Here is a 13738-nt window from a genome sequence, read left to right as displayed (position 1 = left end):
GATGCCCATCGACCTCTCCGTCGCCCTCGGTGCCGAACTGCCCGAGGTGAGCTTCGAATGGTCGGCGTCCGACGCCGCCCTCTACAACCTCGCGGTGGGTGCCGCAGCAGACCCGATGGACACCACCGGGCTCGAGTACATCCACGACGCGACGCCGAAGGTGCTGCCCACCTTCGCCACCGTGGCCGCCGGGTTCCACACCACCGAGCCCCCGAAGGTCTCGTTCCCCGGCATCGACATCGACCTCGCGAAGGTCGTCCACGGCAGCCAGCAGGTGACCGCCTACCGGCCGCTGCCGGCCGCCGGCAAGGCGACCACCCGCACCCGGATCGCCGAGATCCAGGACAAGGGGTCGGCCGCGGTGATCGTGCAGGAGTCGGTGACCACCGACGACGGCGGGCAGACCCTCTGGACGTCCCGCTCATCGATCTTCGCGAAGGGCGAGGGCGGATTCGGCGGCGAACGCGGTTCGTCGGCCAAGGTCGACTATCCCGACCGTGCGCCGGATCATCGCCTCACCGTTGCGACGCTCCCCCAGCAGGCATTGCTCTACCGCTTGTGCGGAGACCGCAACCCGCTGCACTCCGACCCCGGATTCGCTTCCCGCGCGGGCTTTCCCCGGCCCATCCTGCACGGCCTGTGCACGTACGGCACGGTCTGCCGTGTGATCGTCGACGAGGTCCTGGGCGGCGACGTGACCGCGGTCGCCGACTACTCGGCGTCGTTCGCGGGCGTGGTGTTCCCGGGCGAGACCCTCGCGGTCGAGGTCTGGGAGGACGGCTCCCGGTTGCTGGCCACCGCGACCGTCGTCGAACGCGACGGCGCGAAGGCCCTCGGCAATGTGGTCTGCGAACGTCGCCAGTAGTACCGACGCCGCGGCGGCCCGGGCGCAGCCCCGAGCCGCTGTCTGGTGGGGCCAGTACGCTACACACGCGGCCCGCGAGGCGGCCCGCAGGTTCCACGTCGCATATCCCCGAGGAGACACCCATGAGCGATTCGCTGACGCCCCTACTCGCCGACAACCGCAGTGCATTGGTGACCGACCTCGTCGGTGTCATCGACGCCGAGGTGGCCGACCAGTCGGGTCTGAGCGGCGCTGCTGTGAAGACCGCCTACTCCGCGGTGCAGAAGGTGAAGCCCGGTGTCGTGCGCAGCGCCACCGATCAGATGGCCGAGGACTTCCTGAAGGCGCTGGCGCCCTTCTGGGATTCCAAGCCTGCCGGTGTCGCCTTCGGCGATCACCTCTCGGCCAACGGAGATGCCGCGGCCGAGGCCCTGCTGTCGGTGACCGACCAGCAGGCCGAGACCGCCAAGCCCGCACTCGCGAAGGCGTACAACTCGCTGCGCGGCAAGGGGAAGAAGTACGTGATCGCGGCCCTGCCGCGTCTGGGTGCCGCCATCGAGCGGCACGCCGCCTAGCAGTCGGCGCGCGCGTCGTCGGCGGTCGCACCGACCTCCCCAGAGGGTCGGGTCAGACCGCTGACGACGCGATGGCCACGAGTGCCACGACGACGCCGATGAGTGCGGCGAGCATCGACAGCACACGCCACACATGGACGCGGGCGGGTGAGATCTCGGTCCCGTTCGGGGCGACGTCAGGCGATGCGGCCGCGGTCGCGGCAGCGGGAGTAGCAGCGGCGGGGGTTCGTGCGATTCGGGGTGAGGCCATGACCTGTCACCACTTTCGGTTGTCCGGGGCCAACGGGGACCGGCGCGGTCTCGCATTCGCCCGGTATCGATACTGCAGTGACAAATGTGTCACAAGTTACTCGAGTAGCGTCGGCGCCCACATAGCGTGTCGCGATAACGAAACCGCAACACCGCGGTGGCGGCGAACGTGCCGACCGAACCGGTTCCGCATGCCGACCCCGAAAGCGCAGGACGCCGAATGAGATTACCGTCCGCCATCCGCCTCGACGCCCGGTCCGCCTGGCTTGTCCTCGTCGCCTGCCTGTCGGTCAGCATGGTCGTGGCCGCCATGGCCGCCCTCAACACGGCCCTGCCCGACATCGCGATCGACACCGGCGCCGACGCCGGTCAGATGACCTGGATCGTCGACGGTTACACCCTGGCGCTCGCGGCGCTCCTGCTCCCGGCGGGCGCGATCGGCGATCGGCTGGGGCGCCGTGAGGTACTGATCGCCGGCCTTCTCCTCTTCGGCATCGCCTCACTGGTGGCGATCTGGGTGGACGGCCCGACCCAGCTGATCCTGGCCCGGTGCTTCGCCGGTGCCGCCGCGGCGCTGATCATGCCCACCACCCTGTCGCTCATCACGTCCGGGATGCCGGAAGGTCAACGCGCGGTCGGGATCAGCATCTGGTCGGCGATCGCCGGCGGCGGCGCCATCGCCGGCTTCCTGGTCACCGGGCTCCTCCTGGAGTTCTTCTCCTGGCACTCGATCTTCATCACCTTCGCCGCCGCGTCAGCCGTCGCGGCCGCACTGTGCCTGACGATCGGCACCTCCAAGGACAGCGACCCCGGTCGCTTCGACATCCCGGGGACCGTCTGTTCGGTCCTGGCCATCACCGGCGTCGTCCTCGGTCTGCTCGAGGCACCTCATCGCGGCTGGGCGGATCCCGTTGTCCTGATCTGCATCGTGGGCGGCGTCCTGCTCGCCGGCGGGTTCGTCGCCGTGGAACTGCGCTCGACGTCACCGCTGTTCGACGTCCGGTTGCTCGGCAACCGCGCCTTCGGGTCCGGGGCGCTGTCGGTCGCGGTCCAGTTTCTCGCCTCGTTCGGCATGTTCTACCTGCTGCTGCAACTGCTGCAGCTGGTCTTCGATTACACCCCGCTGCAGTCGGCGGTCGCGCTGATGCCGTTCGTGGCCGGCGTCGGCCTCACCACGCTCATCGCGAACTGGCTTGCCGTACGACTGGATTCGCTCAAGTTCGTCATCGCCGCCGGCGCCCTGCTGTCCGGCGTCGGGCTGATCCTCCTCGGATCGTTCCGGTACGAGACGTATTGGACGCTCGCCGGCGTGGTCGCGTTGATAGCGGTCGGGATCGGTCTGGCGTCGGCACCCGCCACGACGGCCATCATGTCCAACACCCCGCTCGACAACCAGGGCGTCGGCTCGGCCGTGAACGACACCGCCCGGGAGATCGGCGCCGCGATCGGTATCGCGATCGCGGGCAGCATCGTCGCCGCGGGATACCAGTCGCGCATCGGCGAGACCGCACAACTGGCCCGCGATCAACTGACCGCCGCCGGTGAGCAGCGCATCGCCGCCGGCGACACCGCCGGCGGCCAGGCCATGGTCGCCCAGGCCGACCAGGCCGGGACGCTGATCGAGCGATCCCTCGCCGAGGCGACGGTCGTCGTGGACCGGTTGTCCGGTCAGGCCGCATCGCTCGCGGAGAAGATCGCCGACGGCAGTCAAGAGGCGTTCTACGTGCCGTTCGAGTACGCCTGCCTCGTCCTGGGCGGGATCATGCTCGTCAGTTCGGTCGCGCTGCTGTGGCTCACGCCGCGACGCGTCGTCGAGGTGCCGCCGACCATCGAGTCCGACCCCGACCAGGACCGCGACGACACCTACGCCCGCGACTGAGTAGCCTGTCCCGGTGGTACTCACCGCGGACAGCATCGCCGGCACCCTGGTCGGAGTCGCCGCCCTGCTCGTGGTGATCGTCGCGACCGTTGTCGCCCAGCGTGTTCCGGCCGTTGTGGTGGCCGCACCGGTCGCCGCGCTGCTCCTCGCGCTCGGCCTGGCCGACGTCGAGCAGGCCGCCGACGAGATCGCCACGATGGCGCCGACCATCGGCTTCCTGGCCGCGATGCTGGTGATCGCCGACGCCTGCGCCCGCGCCGGGGTCTTCACCTGGATCGGCGCCCTCCTGGCCCGGTGGAGTCGGGCCTCGCCACATCGGTTGTTGCGCATCGTCTTCCTGGCCGCGGCGACGACGACCGCGGTCCTCAGTCTCGACACCACGATTGTCCTGCTGACGCCGGTCGCCGTCGCCACCGCGCGGCGGATCGGGGCGCCGGTGACCCCGGTCGCGTTCGCGAACGCCCACCTGGCCAACACCGCGTCGACCCTCATGCCGGTGTCGAACCTGACCAACCTCCTGGCGTTCACCGCGACCGGGCTGACCTTCCTCGGGTTCACCGGCGTCATGCTGGCGCCCTGGGTCGCCGCGATCGTCGTCGAATACCTCATCTTCCGGATGTACTTCGCCGACTCTCTCGCGCGCGCTGCCCCGGCAGCCGATTCGATCGCCGGCGATCCGGCTCCGGTGGATACGCCGCCCCGCCCCACCCTCATGCTGGTGATGCTCGGCCTGCTGCTGGTCGCCTTCGTCGTGACCGAACCGCTGGGCGTCCCGTTGGCCGCGGTGGCCGGCGTGGGCGCGGTCGCCTTCACGGTGCCGCGGTTGCTCGACGCACCGCTGCCCACTGTGCGGGAGACGGTGCAAGCCCTGAACATCCCGTTCCTCGGATTCGTCGCCGTGCTCGGTGTCGTCATCCTCCCGGTGCGAACCGGCCCGATCGGCGACTGGATCGGCAACCTGATCCCGGATGACTCATCACTCCTCGCGCTGCTCGCGGTCGCCGCGCTGGCCGCGGTCCTCGCCAACCTGGTGAACAACCTGCCCGCCACCCTGCTGCTCATCCCGCTCGTCGCCCACGAACCCGGCCTGGTCCTGGCGATGCTCCTCGGCGTCAACCTCGGACCCAACCTCGCCTACTTCGGGTCGCTGGCCAACCTGCTGTGGCGCGACATCATGCACCGCGACGGCTCCGGCGGGGGCACGGGCGCCCCGACCTCGCGCGAGTACCTACGCCTCGGCGCACTCACCGTTCCCGCCACGCTCGTCGTCGCGGTGGTCGCACTGTGGGGCGTGCTGCGGCTGACCTGACGCGCCGCCTCGGTACCTGGTGTCGGGCTGCCATCATTCCGGCGGTGTGCTCGTGCCGAGGATCGGCCAGCAGATCTCGGTGGTGGTGAACGCGGTCGGATCGGCGATCGTGCCGCCGAGGTAATGCTCGCGGATCGGGCCCTGACGGCTGATCAGGTGCTCGTTCGCGAATGTGCCCAGGGCCCCGTAACTGCGATCGATGCCGTCGTGACCGCCGGCGTGGGCGAGTACCGCGTACTCGGCCGGCGGCAGAACCTCGGCACGGACACCTTCCGGAGGGGTGGCGGATGGCGGCGCGGGGACGAACATGGTTGCCTCGCCGCGTGATTCGAGGAACAGGGCGCGGTCATAGAGACCGCCGGGCACGACCGCCACCGGCGCGCCGGCCGCCGTGGCGACCGCGTCCCGCAGCGTGCTCAGCGTCACCGCGAACCAGTCGTCGATCTCCGCGGTGTCGATGGTGCCGCCGACGGACCACACGGCAAGCGCGGGTTCGTGGCGCACCGCGATCGACGCGGGGGTGCATACCGGCGAGAGCAGTTCGCGCAGGGCGCCGACGCTGTCCCGAGTCTGCTGGAGCTGCGCCTCCATCTGCTCGAGATGAGTCGTGATGATCTCGGTGCGCGTCGCGGCATCGTCCGCGCTCAGCAGCGCCTTGATGTCGGGAATGGACATGCCCAGAGATCGGAACCGGCGGATGATGTGCGCGTGGTCGACCTGGCCGGTGTCGTAGAAGCGATAGCCCGTGTCGGAATCGACCTGGGGCCGGTTCGAGAATGCCGATGTCGTGGTAGTGCCGTAACGCCTTCCGGCTCAGGCCGGTCATCACCGCGAAGTCACCGATCGAGACCCGTGCCCCCATGTGCGTCATCCTCGGTGATCCGGTGTGCCAGGTGAGAACATCGTGCAACCTTCCCCTGGGGCAAGGTCAACACTGCAGCATGCTGGGTTGACCCTCCCCTTGGGGGAAGCCCCACGGTGGGGTCATGAACACAGAATGGGATGCACTCCCCGACACGATCAGGACTTTCATGACCGCGCTCGACGCGCGGGACGACGACCAGGCGCTCGCCATGTTCACCGCCGATGCGGTGGTGACCGACGAGGGCCACGACCACGCGGGACGCGACGAGATCAGCGCCTGGCTGGCCGCCTCGGTCAGCGGCAGTGAGTACACCTACACGTCCGAGTTCACCGGCGCGACCGCAACCGGCGACACCGTCGACGTCGGACAACATCTGCAGGGCGACTTCCCCGGAGGCGTTGCCGATCTGCACTACCGATTCGTTCTCGACGGCGCCCTGATCAGCCGGCTGGTGATCGAGCCGTGACCCGACGATGGTTCATCACCGGGGGGACACCGGGCGGCTTCGGGGTGGCATTCGCCGACGCCGCGTTGGTGACCTCGACGGACGCGGCGTCCTCGCTGCGCTCGGTCGACGCTGCTCGGCCAGCAGTGGGGGCCACCGGCCCCGGCGCGCTCGCCCGCGCCCCGGTTCCTACCATGACCTTCATGCTCGCCGCCCTCTTGTCCTTCATCGTCACCGCGACGCTGATCGTGCTGCTGCCGGGTCCGGACACCCTGGTGGTCCTGCGCGGAGTGGTCCGTGGTGGACGCGGCGAAGCCTTCCGGACCGCCGCCGGCATCGTGTGCGGACTGATGGTCTGGGTCACCGCCGCGGTCCTGGGCCTGTCGGCATTGCTGCAGGCCAGCGAGACCGGTTACGAGATCCTCAAGATCGTCGGGGCCTGCTACCTCGTGTGGATGGGTATCAGCTCGGTCCGCGCGATGCTGCGCGCCGCACCTGATCTCGCGGCATCGCATGACGTGGTCGAGCCGCCCGCGGGCCGGAAGGCGGGACTGCTGTTCTCCGGTTTCACCGCCGGCCTGCTCACCAACATCCTCAACCCGAAGATCGGCATCCTGTTCATCAGTCTCCTGCCCGGCTTCGTGCCGGACGGCTACTCGACGGGATGGACGACGCTCGGGCTGGGGGCGATCTACATCGCGCTGACCGCCGCGTACTTCACCGTGCTGGTGGGCGCCGCCGGCCGAATCGCCGGATGGCTGCAGAGCGCACGAATCCGCCGTCGCGTCGAAGCGATCGGCGGAGTCGCGTTGATCGGGCTCGGAGTGCGCCTGGCACTCGAGGGCTGATCAGACCGGGGCGGCCTCGTTCGCCGCGGCCGCGGCCTTGGCCCAGCGGTAGTCGGCCTTGCCGGCCGGGGTCCGCTTGACCTCGTCGACGAAGACGACCGTGCGGGGCACCTTGTAGCGGGCGAGGGTCTCCCGGCAGTGGTCCTGGATCTCCTCCAACGACGGCTCGTCGGCCCCGTCGGCGACGTTGACCACCGCCGCGACCCGCTGGCCGTACTTCTCGTCGGAAACCGGGACGACGAGCGCGTCGGCGATCGCCGGATGCGCGTGCAGCACCGCCTCGACCTCCTCGGCGTAGACCTTCTCGCCGCCGGTGTTGATGCACTGCGAACCGCGTCCGAGGAACACGATCGAACCGTCGGCCTCCACGGTGCCCATGTCGCCCAGGATCGAGATCCGGGTGCCGTCGGCCAGCGTCGGAAAGGTCTTCGCCGTCTTCTCCTCGTCCTTGTAGTAGCCGAGCGGGACGTTGCCGATGCGCGCGATGTAACCGACCTCGCCCGAGCCGGGCTCGATCTTGTTGTGCCGCTCGTCGACGACCATCATCCGGTCCGTCGGCGGGACCTTCAGGTTCCCGTTCTCGTCCATCATGATCTCGCCGTCGTTGCCCGACTCCGACGCGCCGAAGTTGTCGCGCAGCACCAGATCCGGTTTCACCGCGAGCATCCGGTCCCGCACGTGCTGGGACCAGATCGCGCCGCCGGAGGTGATCGAGAACATCGACGACAGATCGACGGAGTCCTTCCGCTTCTCGAGCTCCTCGACGAGCGGCATGCCCATGGCGTCGCCGACGATGAGGACGATGTTGACCTTCTCCTTCTCGATCTCGGTCACGATCGCCTCGGGGTCGAAGTCGCGCTGGATGACCAGCCGGCCACCGAGGGTGAAGAACGTGAACAGCGAGTACGACGCCGCGCCGTGCATGAGCGGCGCCGCGAGCAGGAACGCGATGGGCGGAAAATCCTTGACCGCCGTGCCGATCTCCGCGAGATCCTTGCGGGCCTCGCCGTAGGGGTTGCCGCCGGAAAGCGGCTTGCGGAAGAAGTCGTCGTGCTGCCACATGACGCCCTTCGGGTACCCGGTGGTGCCGCCGGTGTAGAGCAGGTAGAGCTCTTCGCCGTTGCGCGGCTCGAAGTCCCGGCCGTCGGGCTTGGACTCCGCGTCGGCGAACGACACGATCTCGACGACGCGGTCGTCGGGCAGGTCGGCGACCGCCGCACGGAGTTCCTCGACGATGTCCCCGATGACGAACACCGTTCGCACGGTGGGGGTCTCGGCGAGCAGCGCGGCGACGCTGCGCTGGTGCTCGGGCAGTTCGACGATGATCGCGCGGGAGTCGGAGTTGTCGAAGATGTACTGCAGTTCGGCGTTGGTGTAGCGGTAGTTCACGTTGACCGGGACCGCGCGCACCTTCAGCAGCCCCAGCAGACTCGTCACGTGGCCGATGCTGTTCTTCAGGAACAGCGCGACGTTGTCGAACGCACCGATCCCCGCGCCGGCGAACAGATGTGCCACCTGGTTGGAGAGGGTGTCGAGTTCGGCGTAGCTGATCTGGCGGCCCTGGTAGCTGAGCGCGATCCGCTCGGGCACCGAGTCGGCGACGGTCTCGAAGACATCGGCGAGGTTGAACTTCATCGTGCGCGCTCCTTGGTTCTACGGAGTGAATTGGTGGAGGAAAAGTGCATCGGATAGTCAGCTGTCATGCGGTCAGCACCAATCCGCTTGTGGGAACGCCGGTCCCGGCGGTCACGACGACCTTCTCGGCCGCCTCGACCTGGTTGACCGAGGTCCCGCGGATCTGCCGGACCCCTTCGGCGATCCCGTTCATGCCGTGGATGTAGGCCTCGCCCAGCTGGCCGCCGTGCGTGTTCAGCGGCAACCGGCCACCCACCTCGAGGGCACCCGGTTCCCGGACGAAGTCCTTGGCCTCGCCCCGACCGCAGAATCCCAGCTCCTCGAGCTGCAGGAGTGTGTACGGGGTGAAGTGGTCGTAGAGGATCGCCATGTCCATGTCGTCGGGGTTCAGACCCGACTGCGACCACAGCTGCCGGCCGACGAGCCCCATCTCCGGCAGACCGGCGAGCTCGTCCCGGTAATAGCTGGTCATGATGTACTGGTCGGCAGCACTGCCGGCCGCGGCGGCCGCGATCACCGCGGGCTTGTGCGGCAGGTCTTTCGCGCGCTCCGGCGAGACGATCACCAGCGCGACGCCGCCGTCGGATTCCTGGCAGCAGTCGAGCAGGTGCAACGGTTCGGCGATGTACCGCGAGTTCTGGTGATCCTCGAGGGTGATCGGCTTGTCGTAGAAGAACGCGTCCGGGTTCACCGCCGCGTGCTTGCGATCGACGACCGCGATCCGGCCGAAATCCTCACTGGTGGCGCCGAAGTCGTGCATGTAGCGCTGCGCGATCATCGCGACGAACGCGGCGGGAGTGGACAGACCGTGCGGGTAGGTGAAAGCGTTCTCGGTACCGGACGAGTTCTCCTGGTTCGCCACCGCCGAATTGACCTGCCCGAACCGCAGTCCCGACCGTTCGTTGAATGCGCGGTAGGCCACCACGACGTCGGCGACACCCGTCGCCACCGCCATCGCGGCCTGCTGCACCGTGGCGCACGCCGCACCGCCACCGTAGTGGATCCGCGAGAAGTACGTCAGGTCCCCGATCCCCACGGCGCGTGCGACGGAGATCTCGCTGTTCGTGTCCATCGTGAACGTGACGAGGCCGTCGACGTCGGCGGGTGTGAGACCGGCGTCGGCGATCGCCGCCGACACCGCCTCCGCGGCGAGCCGCAGTTCGCTGCGCCCGGAATCCTTGGAGAACTCGGTGGCACCGATGCCGGCGATGACCGCCTGACCGGACAGTGATCCCATCAGAGTCCCTCTCCTCGACCCGCAGGCGAACCGACCGTGTCGGGTTCGGTCGCACCGATCGTCAGCGTGACGGTCGAGATGACGTGCTTGCCCAGCGAATTCGTCCCGGTCACGGCGACGGTGATGACCCCGGCGTCGACCGCGGTGACCTCGCCGGTGAAGGTGACCGTGTCGTAGGCATACCAGGGGACGCCGAGTTTCAGTGCGATCGAGCGGATTCGGGCGGTCGGGCCAGCCCAGTCGGTGACGAACCGCTCCACCAGCCCGGTGTCGGTGAGGATGTTGACGAAGATGTCCTTGGACCCCTTCGCCTGTGCGAGGTCGCGATCATGATGCACGTCCTGGAAGTCGCGTGTAGCCAGCGCGGTGGCCACCACGAACGTGGGGGTCGCCTCGATCGTCAACGCCGGCAGCGTCGTTCCGACGGCAGCGGGGTCGGTGGCAACGCTTGTCATGCGGGCTCCCCTTCGGTAGGCACGGCCGGTTCCCACGCGTGCAGGGTCCAGGCCGGAGTCCCGGCCTCGTCATCGGCAGGGAAGTCGAGATAGGTCGCGCGCACCGGCATGCCGATGGCCACCTGCTCGGGTTCGACGCCCCGGAGCTCACCGAGCATGCGGATTCCCTCGTCGAGTTCGACGAGGGCCACGACGAACGGCAACCGCCGCCCGGGCACCTTCGGCGCTCGATGCACGACATAGCTGTAGACGGTGCCGGTACCGGCCGCGACCACGTAATCCGTTGGCGGGACGGTTCCGTCGGCCTCGCGCGGCTTCCAGGTCGCCGGCACCGGCGGGTGCCGCAGCGCCCCGTCGCCGTCACGCTGGATGCGCAGCTCGTGGGCGGCCACGCCGTCCCAGAAGAAGGCGGTGTCCCGGGATGCGCTCGGCTTGAGCAGCCGCGCCGGGTCGAGGTCGTCGGGAACCCCCGCGTCGGAAGCCGGCTCGGCAGCAGCACGTGCGGCGGGACGGAACTTCAGGATGCGGAAGCGCATCTCGGCGACGACCTCACGCGACCCGTCGCCTGAGCCCACCGACCAGACGTTCCGGGTCGTGAAGAACCAGCCCTCACCGAGCGCGGTGTTCTTCGGCCCGACGACCTCGACGAGTTCGGCCGACAGCGCTACCTCCTCGCCCGGGCGGGTGTAGCGGTGATAGACGGTGTCGCAGTTGGTCGCCACCACAGAGGTGAAGCCGGCCTCGTCGAAGAGTTCGCTGGCGCGACCCAGCGGGTCGTCCGCGGTCCGCACCCCGTGGAGGCCGCGCATCGTCCACACCTGCGCCATCGCGGGCGGTGCGACGATGCCGGGATGGCCGGCGTCCCGGGCCGCCGCGTCGTCGGTGTAGACGGGGTTCGTGTCGCCCATCGCCTCGACCCAGTTGTTGATCATGGGCTGATTGATCGGGTCCCGCCCGGTGACCGGTGCGCTCGGTCCGGCGTCGATGATCTCCTGCGCGGCGGCTCTGATCGCCTCGTCTCCGGCGACGCCGTCGCGGGCGAGCTCGGGCGCGCTCACCGCTTGGCCCGCGGGAGTCCGAGGCCGGCGGTCGCGATCATGTCGCGCATGACCTCGTTGACGCCACCGCCGAACGTGATGACGACGTGGCGCTTCTCCTGGACGTCGAGCCAGTTCACCAGCGCCGCGGTCTCCGGATCGGCGAAATCGCCGTAGCGCCCGATGATCTCGTCGACCATCCGGCAGACGGTCTGGATGCGTTCGGTCGAGAACACCTTGGTGGCCGCCGCGTCGGCCATCGAGATGGCCTCACCTGTCGCGGCCACCTGCCAGTTGAGCAACTCGTTGATGCGGCCGTAGGCGTCGATGGTCGCGAGCGCGCGACGGACGTCGGGATGCTTGGCGATGACCGTCCCGTCGGGGCCCGGCCGCTGCGCCCAGGCACGCACCCGGGCCGCGAGCCCGTCGATGCGGCCGGCGGGGCCGAGCATGACGCGCTCGTGATTCAGCTGAGTGGTGATCAGCTTCCACCCGCCCCCCTCCTCGCCGACACGCATCGACACCGGAACCCGGACATCCTGGTAGTAGGTGGCATTCACGTGGTGCGCGCCGTCGGCGGTGATGATCGGCGTCCACGTGAAACCGGGGTCGGAGGTGTCGACGATCAGGATCGAGATGCCCTTGTGCTTGGGAGCATCCCGGTCGGTGCGGACAGCGAGCCAGATGTAGTCGGCGTCGTGACCGCCGGTCGTGAAGATCTTCTGGCCGTTGACCACATAGTGGTCGCCGTCGCGGACGGCGGTGGTGGTCAACGACGCCAGGTCGGTGCCGGCCTCGGGTTCGGTGTAGCCGATGGCGAAGTGCACATCACCGGCCAGGATCGCGGGCAGGAACTTCTGTTTCTGCTCCTCGGTGCCGTGGACCTGCAGCGTCGGCCCGACGGTCTGCAGCGTCACCGCCGGCAGCGGGACGTCGGCGCGCACGGCCTCGTTGGTGAAGATCTGCTGTTCGATCTCACCGAAACCCTTGCCGCCGAACTCCGTCGGCCAGCCGACGCCCAGCCAGCCGTCGTCGCCCATCCGCTTGATGACCTTGCGGTAGGTCGGGCCGTGGCGTTCGGTCAGCATCACCGCTGCCTCGTCGGGGGTGACGAGGTCGGCGAAGTACTCGCGCAGTTCCGCGCGCAGCGCGCGCTGTTCGGGGGTGAGATCAATGAACATCGGGCACCTCTGCGATACGGGTGTCGTCGGCGGGGACGTCGGTGATGTCGGCGAGCTCGTCGAGCCGCACGTGCGCTCCGCCCACCAGACGCGCGAGGTCTTTGGTGAGCGAGAAGTAGCGGTGAAGCGGATAGGTGATGTCGACTCCGATGCCGCCGTGCAGGTGGGTCATCGTCCGCGTGGTCGGCGGGACCTCCTCGGCCAGCCAGTAGGCGGCGATCGCGAGATCGGTTGCGGCGTCCAGACCTTCGGACAACCGCCAGGCCGCCGAGGTGGTCGCGAGCTCCATCGACCGGCCGACGACGTAGATGTCGGCGAGTTGCTGGCCCACCGCCTGGAACAAGGCGATCGGCTTGCCGAACTGCTCGCGCGTGGAGACGTGGTCGGCGGTCAGTCGGGTGGCGCCGGCGACCAGGCCGTCGGCGTAGGCGCACAACGCCAGGCGGTAGCGATCGCGGAGGATCGCAAGGTCGCGGACCAGGATGTCGGCGTCGTCGACGGGTACGTCGTCGAAGGCCACCGTGTACTCGCCCCAGCCGCTCGAGGCCGGTGTGCGCGTGACGGTGACCCCGTCGGCATCAGGCGAGACGGCGACGACACCGGCATCGGCGGCCACCAGGAACAGTGAGGCACCGTCGGCGTGCAGGACGCCGACCTTCGTGCCGGTGAGCCGCCCGTCACGGACCGAGGTCCGCGGATGCGCCGTCAGGGCGTCGCCGTGTTCGCCGATCGCCACCGACACCCAACTGCCGCCGGTGAGCGAACTGCCGAACCGCGACCACACCGATCCCTCGCCGTCCTGGGCGTCGGCCCTGGCGAACACGAGCGCCGCGGTCAGCGATCCGAGCGCCGGCGTCACCGCCGCGGCCCGGCCCATCCGGCGGAACAACGGGAGCAGACCCGACTCGTCGACCTCGTCACCGTCGAGCGAGGCCGGCAGGGGCAGGGCGAGCAGTCCGGCGTCGACGAGCGCCTGCCAGCCATCGGCCTCGAACCCGCCGCGGGTCGCCTCCTGCTCGGCCGCGGCCGTCCCACCGGAATGACGCCCACCGAACGTCGACTCCCAGTCGGGCTGCCGTCGCGCGAACACGTCCTCGGCGACGTCGCGAACCGCGATCGCCGTGCCGTCCAGGGCAAAGTCCACCCTGTGCCTCCCTCACCATGAACCCGTCAAGAACT

At 69.1% G+C, this 13738-nt stretch carries 13 protein-coding genes and 1 pseudogene; 6 read left to right on the top strand and 8 right to left on the bottom strand.

What is annotated here, in order from left to right:
* Nucleotide 1: 1 nt before the first annotated feature.
* A complete protein-coding gene (locus A9310_RS01760) occupies nucleotides 2–865 on the top strand; it encodes a MaoC/PaaZ C-terminal domain-containing protein (protein ID WP_065629133.1) in 864 nt (287 codons plus the stop codon).
* 122 nt (nucleotides 866–987) lie between these two features.
* Nucleotides 988–1419, top strand: coding sequence for a hypothetical protein (locus A9310_RS01755; RefSeq protein ID WP_058251180.1), 432 nt, complete (start codon nucleotides 988–990; stop codon nucleotides 1417–1419).
* A 52-nt stretch (nucleotides 1420–1471) separates the two neighbouring features.
* On the opposite strand, the gene A9310_RS01750 is transcribed toward A9310_RS01755, so the two are convergent.
* Entirely contained in the window at nucleotides 1472–1669 is a 198-nt protein-coding gene (locus tag A9310_RS01750) for a hypothetical protein (RefSeq protein ID WP_065629132.1), read from the bottom strand.
* Between the two features lie 219 nt (nucleotides 1670–1888).
* Here A9310_RS01750 and A9310_RS01745 point away from each other — a divergent pair, with 219 nt between their 5' ends.
* Together A9310_RS01745 and A9310_RS01740 are read left to right on the top strand one after the other, a co-directional pair.
* A complete protein-coding gene (locus A9310_RS01745; RefSeq protein WP_065629290.1) occupies nucleotides 1889–3547 on the top strand; it encodes an MFS transporter in 1659 nt (552 codons plus the stop codon).
* A 13-nt stretch (nucleotides 3548–3560) separates the two neighbouring features.
* Nucleotides 3561–4856 (top strand): SLC13 family permease, encoded by a 1296-nt coding sequence (locus tag A9310_RS01740; protein ID WP_065629131.1) that lies wholly within the window; start codon nucleotides 3561–3563, stop codon nucleotides 4854–4856.
* Nucleotides 4857–4889: 33 nt separating this feature from the next.
* Here the strand turns inward: A9310_RS01740 and A9310_RS01735 are convergent.
* A pseudogene (locus A9310_RS01735) lies at nucleotides 4890–5718 on the bottom strand (MerR family transcriptional regulator).
* A gap of 124 nt (nucleotides 5719–5842) precedes the next feature.
* On the opposite strand from A9310_RS01735, the gene A9310_RS01730 reads away from it, so the two are divergent.
* The gene (locus A9310_RS01730) at nucleotides 5843–6187 is read left to right on the top strand and encodes a nuclear transport factor 2 family protein (RefSeq protein ID WP_065629130.1); all 345 of its coding nucleotides are present in this window, start codon (nucleotides 5843–5845) and stop codon (nucleotides 6185–6187) included.
* The gene (locus A9310_RS01725) at nucleotides 6184–7014 is read left to right on the top strand and encodes a LysE family translocator (RefSeq protein ID WP_349291566.1); all 831 of its coding nucleotides are present in this window, start codon (nucleotides 6184–6186) and stop codon (nucleotides 7012–7014) included. Before A9310_RS01730 ends, A9310_RS01725 begins: the two co-directional genes overlap by 4 nt.
* Here the strand turns inward: A9310_RS01725 and A9310_RS01720 are convergent, their stop codons facing one another.
* The 6 genes from A9310_RS01720 to A9310_RS01695 form a co-directional block, all read right to left on the bottom strand.
* Nucleotides 7015–8649 carry an AMP-binding protein gene (locus tag A9310_RS01720; protein ID WP_065629129.1) on the bottom strand — a complete coding sequence of 545 codons (1635 nt, stop codon included), beginning with the start codon at nucleotides 8647–8649 and terminating at the stop codon, nucleotides 7015–7017.
* Between the two features lie 64 nt (nucleotides 8650–8713).
* Nucleotides 8714–9886, bottom strand: coding sequence for a lipid-transfer protein (locus A9310_RS01715; RefSeq protein WP_065629128.1), 1173 nt, complete (start codon nucleotides 9884–9886; stop codon nucleotides 8714–8716).
* Complete coding sequence (locus A9310_RS01710) at nucleotides 9886–10341, bottom strand: MaoC family dehydratase (protein WP_058251185.1); 456 nt, start codon at nucleotides 10339–10341, stop codon at nucleotides 9886–9888. The genes A9310_RS01715 and A9310_RS01710 overlap by 1 nt, the downstream gene beginning before the upstream one ends.
* The gene (locus tag A9310_RS01705) at nucleotides 10338–11399 is read right to left on the bottom strand and encodes a bifunctional MaoC family dehydratase N-terminal/OB-fold nucleic acid binding domain-containing protein (protein ID WP_065629127.1); all 1062 of its coding nucleotides are present in this window, start codon (nucleotides 11397–11399) and stop codon (nucleotides 10338–10340) included. The genes A9310_RS01710 and A9310_RS01705 overlap by 4 nt, the downstream gene beginning before the upstream one ends.
* Nucleotides 11396–12559: an acyl-CoA dehydrogenase family protein gene (locus tag A9310_RS01700; protein ID WP_058251187.1), complete on the bottom strand. Its 1164-nt coding sequence runs from the start codon at nucleotides 12557–12559 to the stop codon at nucleotides 11396–11398. The genes A9310_RS01705 and A9310_RS01700 overlap by 4 nt, the downstream gene beginning before the upstream one ends.
* Complete coding sequence (locus A9310_RS01695; RefSeq protein WP_065629126.1) at nucleotides 12549–13703, bottom strand: acyl-CoA dehydrogenase family protein; 1155 nt, start codon at nucleotides 13701–13703, stop codon at nucleotides 12549–12551. The genes A9310_RS01700 and A9310_RS01695 overlap by 11 nt, the downstream gene beginning before the upstream one ends.
* Between the last annotated feature and the right edge of the window lie 35 nt (nucleotides 13704–13738).

Origin of the sequence: Gordonia sp. UCD-TK1 (assembly GCF_001691435.1) — a bacterium.
GTDB lineage: Bacteria > Actinomycetota > Actinomycetes > Mycobacteriales > Mycobacteriaceae > Gordonia > Gordonia hongkongensis.
This window is presented reverse-complemented; position numbering and strand designations above follow the sequence as displayed.

What these genes read in the sequence shown, in the direction of transcription:
- A9310_RS01760 (WP_065629133.1), top strand. Translation starts at nt 2, where the DNA reads ATGCCCATCGACCTCTCCGTCGCCCTCGGTGCCGAACTGCCCGAGGTG.
- A9310_RS01755 (WP_058251180.1), top strand. Translation starts at nt 988, where the DNA reads ATGAGCGATTCGCTGACGCCCCTACTCGCCGACAACCGCAGTGCATTG.
- A9310_RS01750 (WP_065629132.1), bottom strand. Translation starts at nt 1,669, where the DNA reads ATGGCCTCACCCCGAATCGCACGAACCCCCGCCGCTGCTACTCCCGCT.
- A9310_RS01745 (WP_065629290.1), top strand. Translation starts at nt 1,889, where the DNA reads ATGAGATTACCGTCCGCCATCCGCCTCGACGCCCGGTCCGCCTGGCTT.
- A9310_RS01730 (WP_065629130.1), top strand. Translation starts at nt 5,843, where the DNA reads ATGAACACAGAATGGGATGCACTCCCCGACACGATCAGGACTTTCATG.
- A9310_RS01720 (WP_065629129.1), bottom strand. Translation starts at nt 8,649, where the DNA reads ATGAAGTTCAACCTCGCCGATGTCTTCGAGACCGTCGCCGACTCGGTG.
- A9310_RS01715 (WP_065629128.1), bottom strand. Translation starts at nt 9,886, where the DNA reads ATGGGATCACTGTCCGGTCAGGCGGTCATCGCCGGCATCGGTGCCACC.
- A9310_RS01710 (WP_058251185.1), bottom strand. Translation starts at nt 10,341, where the DNA reads ATGACAAGCGTTGCCACCGACCCCGCTGCCGTCGGAACGACGCTGCCG.
- A9310_RS01700 (WP_058251187.1), bottom strand. Translation starts at nt 12,559, where the DNA reads ATGTTCATTGATCTCACCCCCGAACAGCGCGCGCTGCGCGCGGAACTG.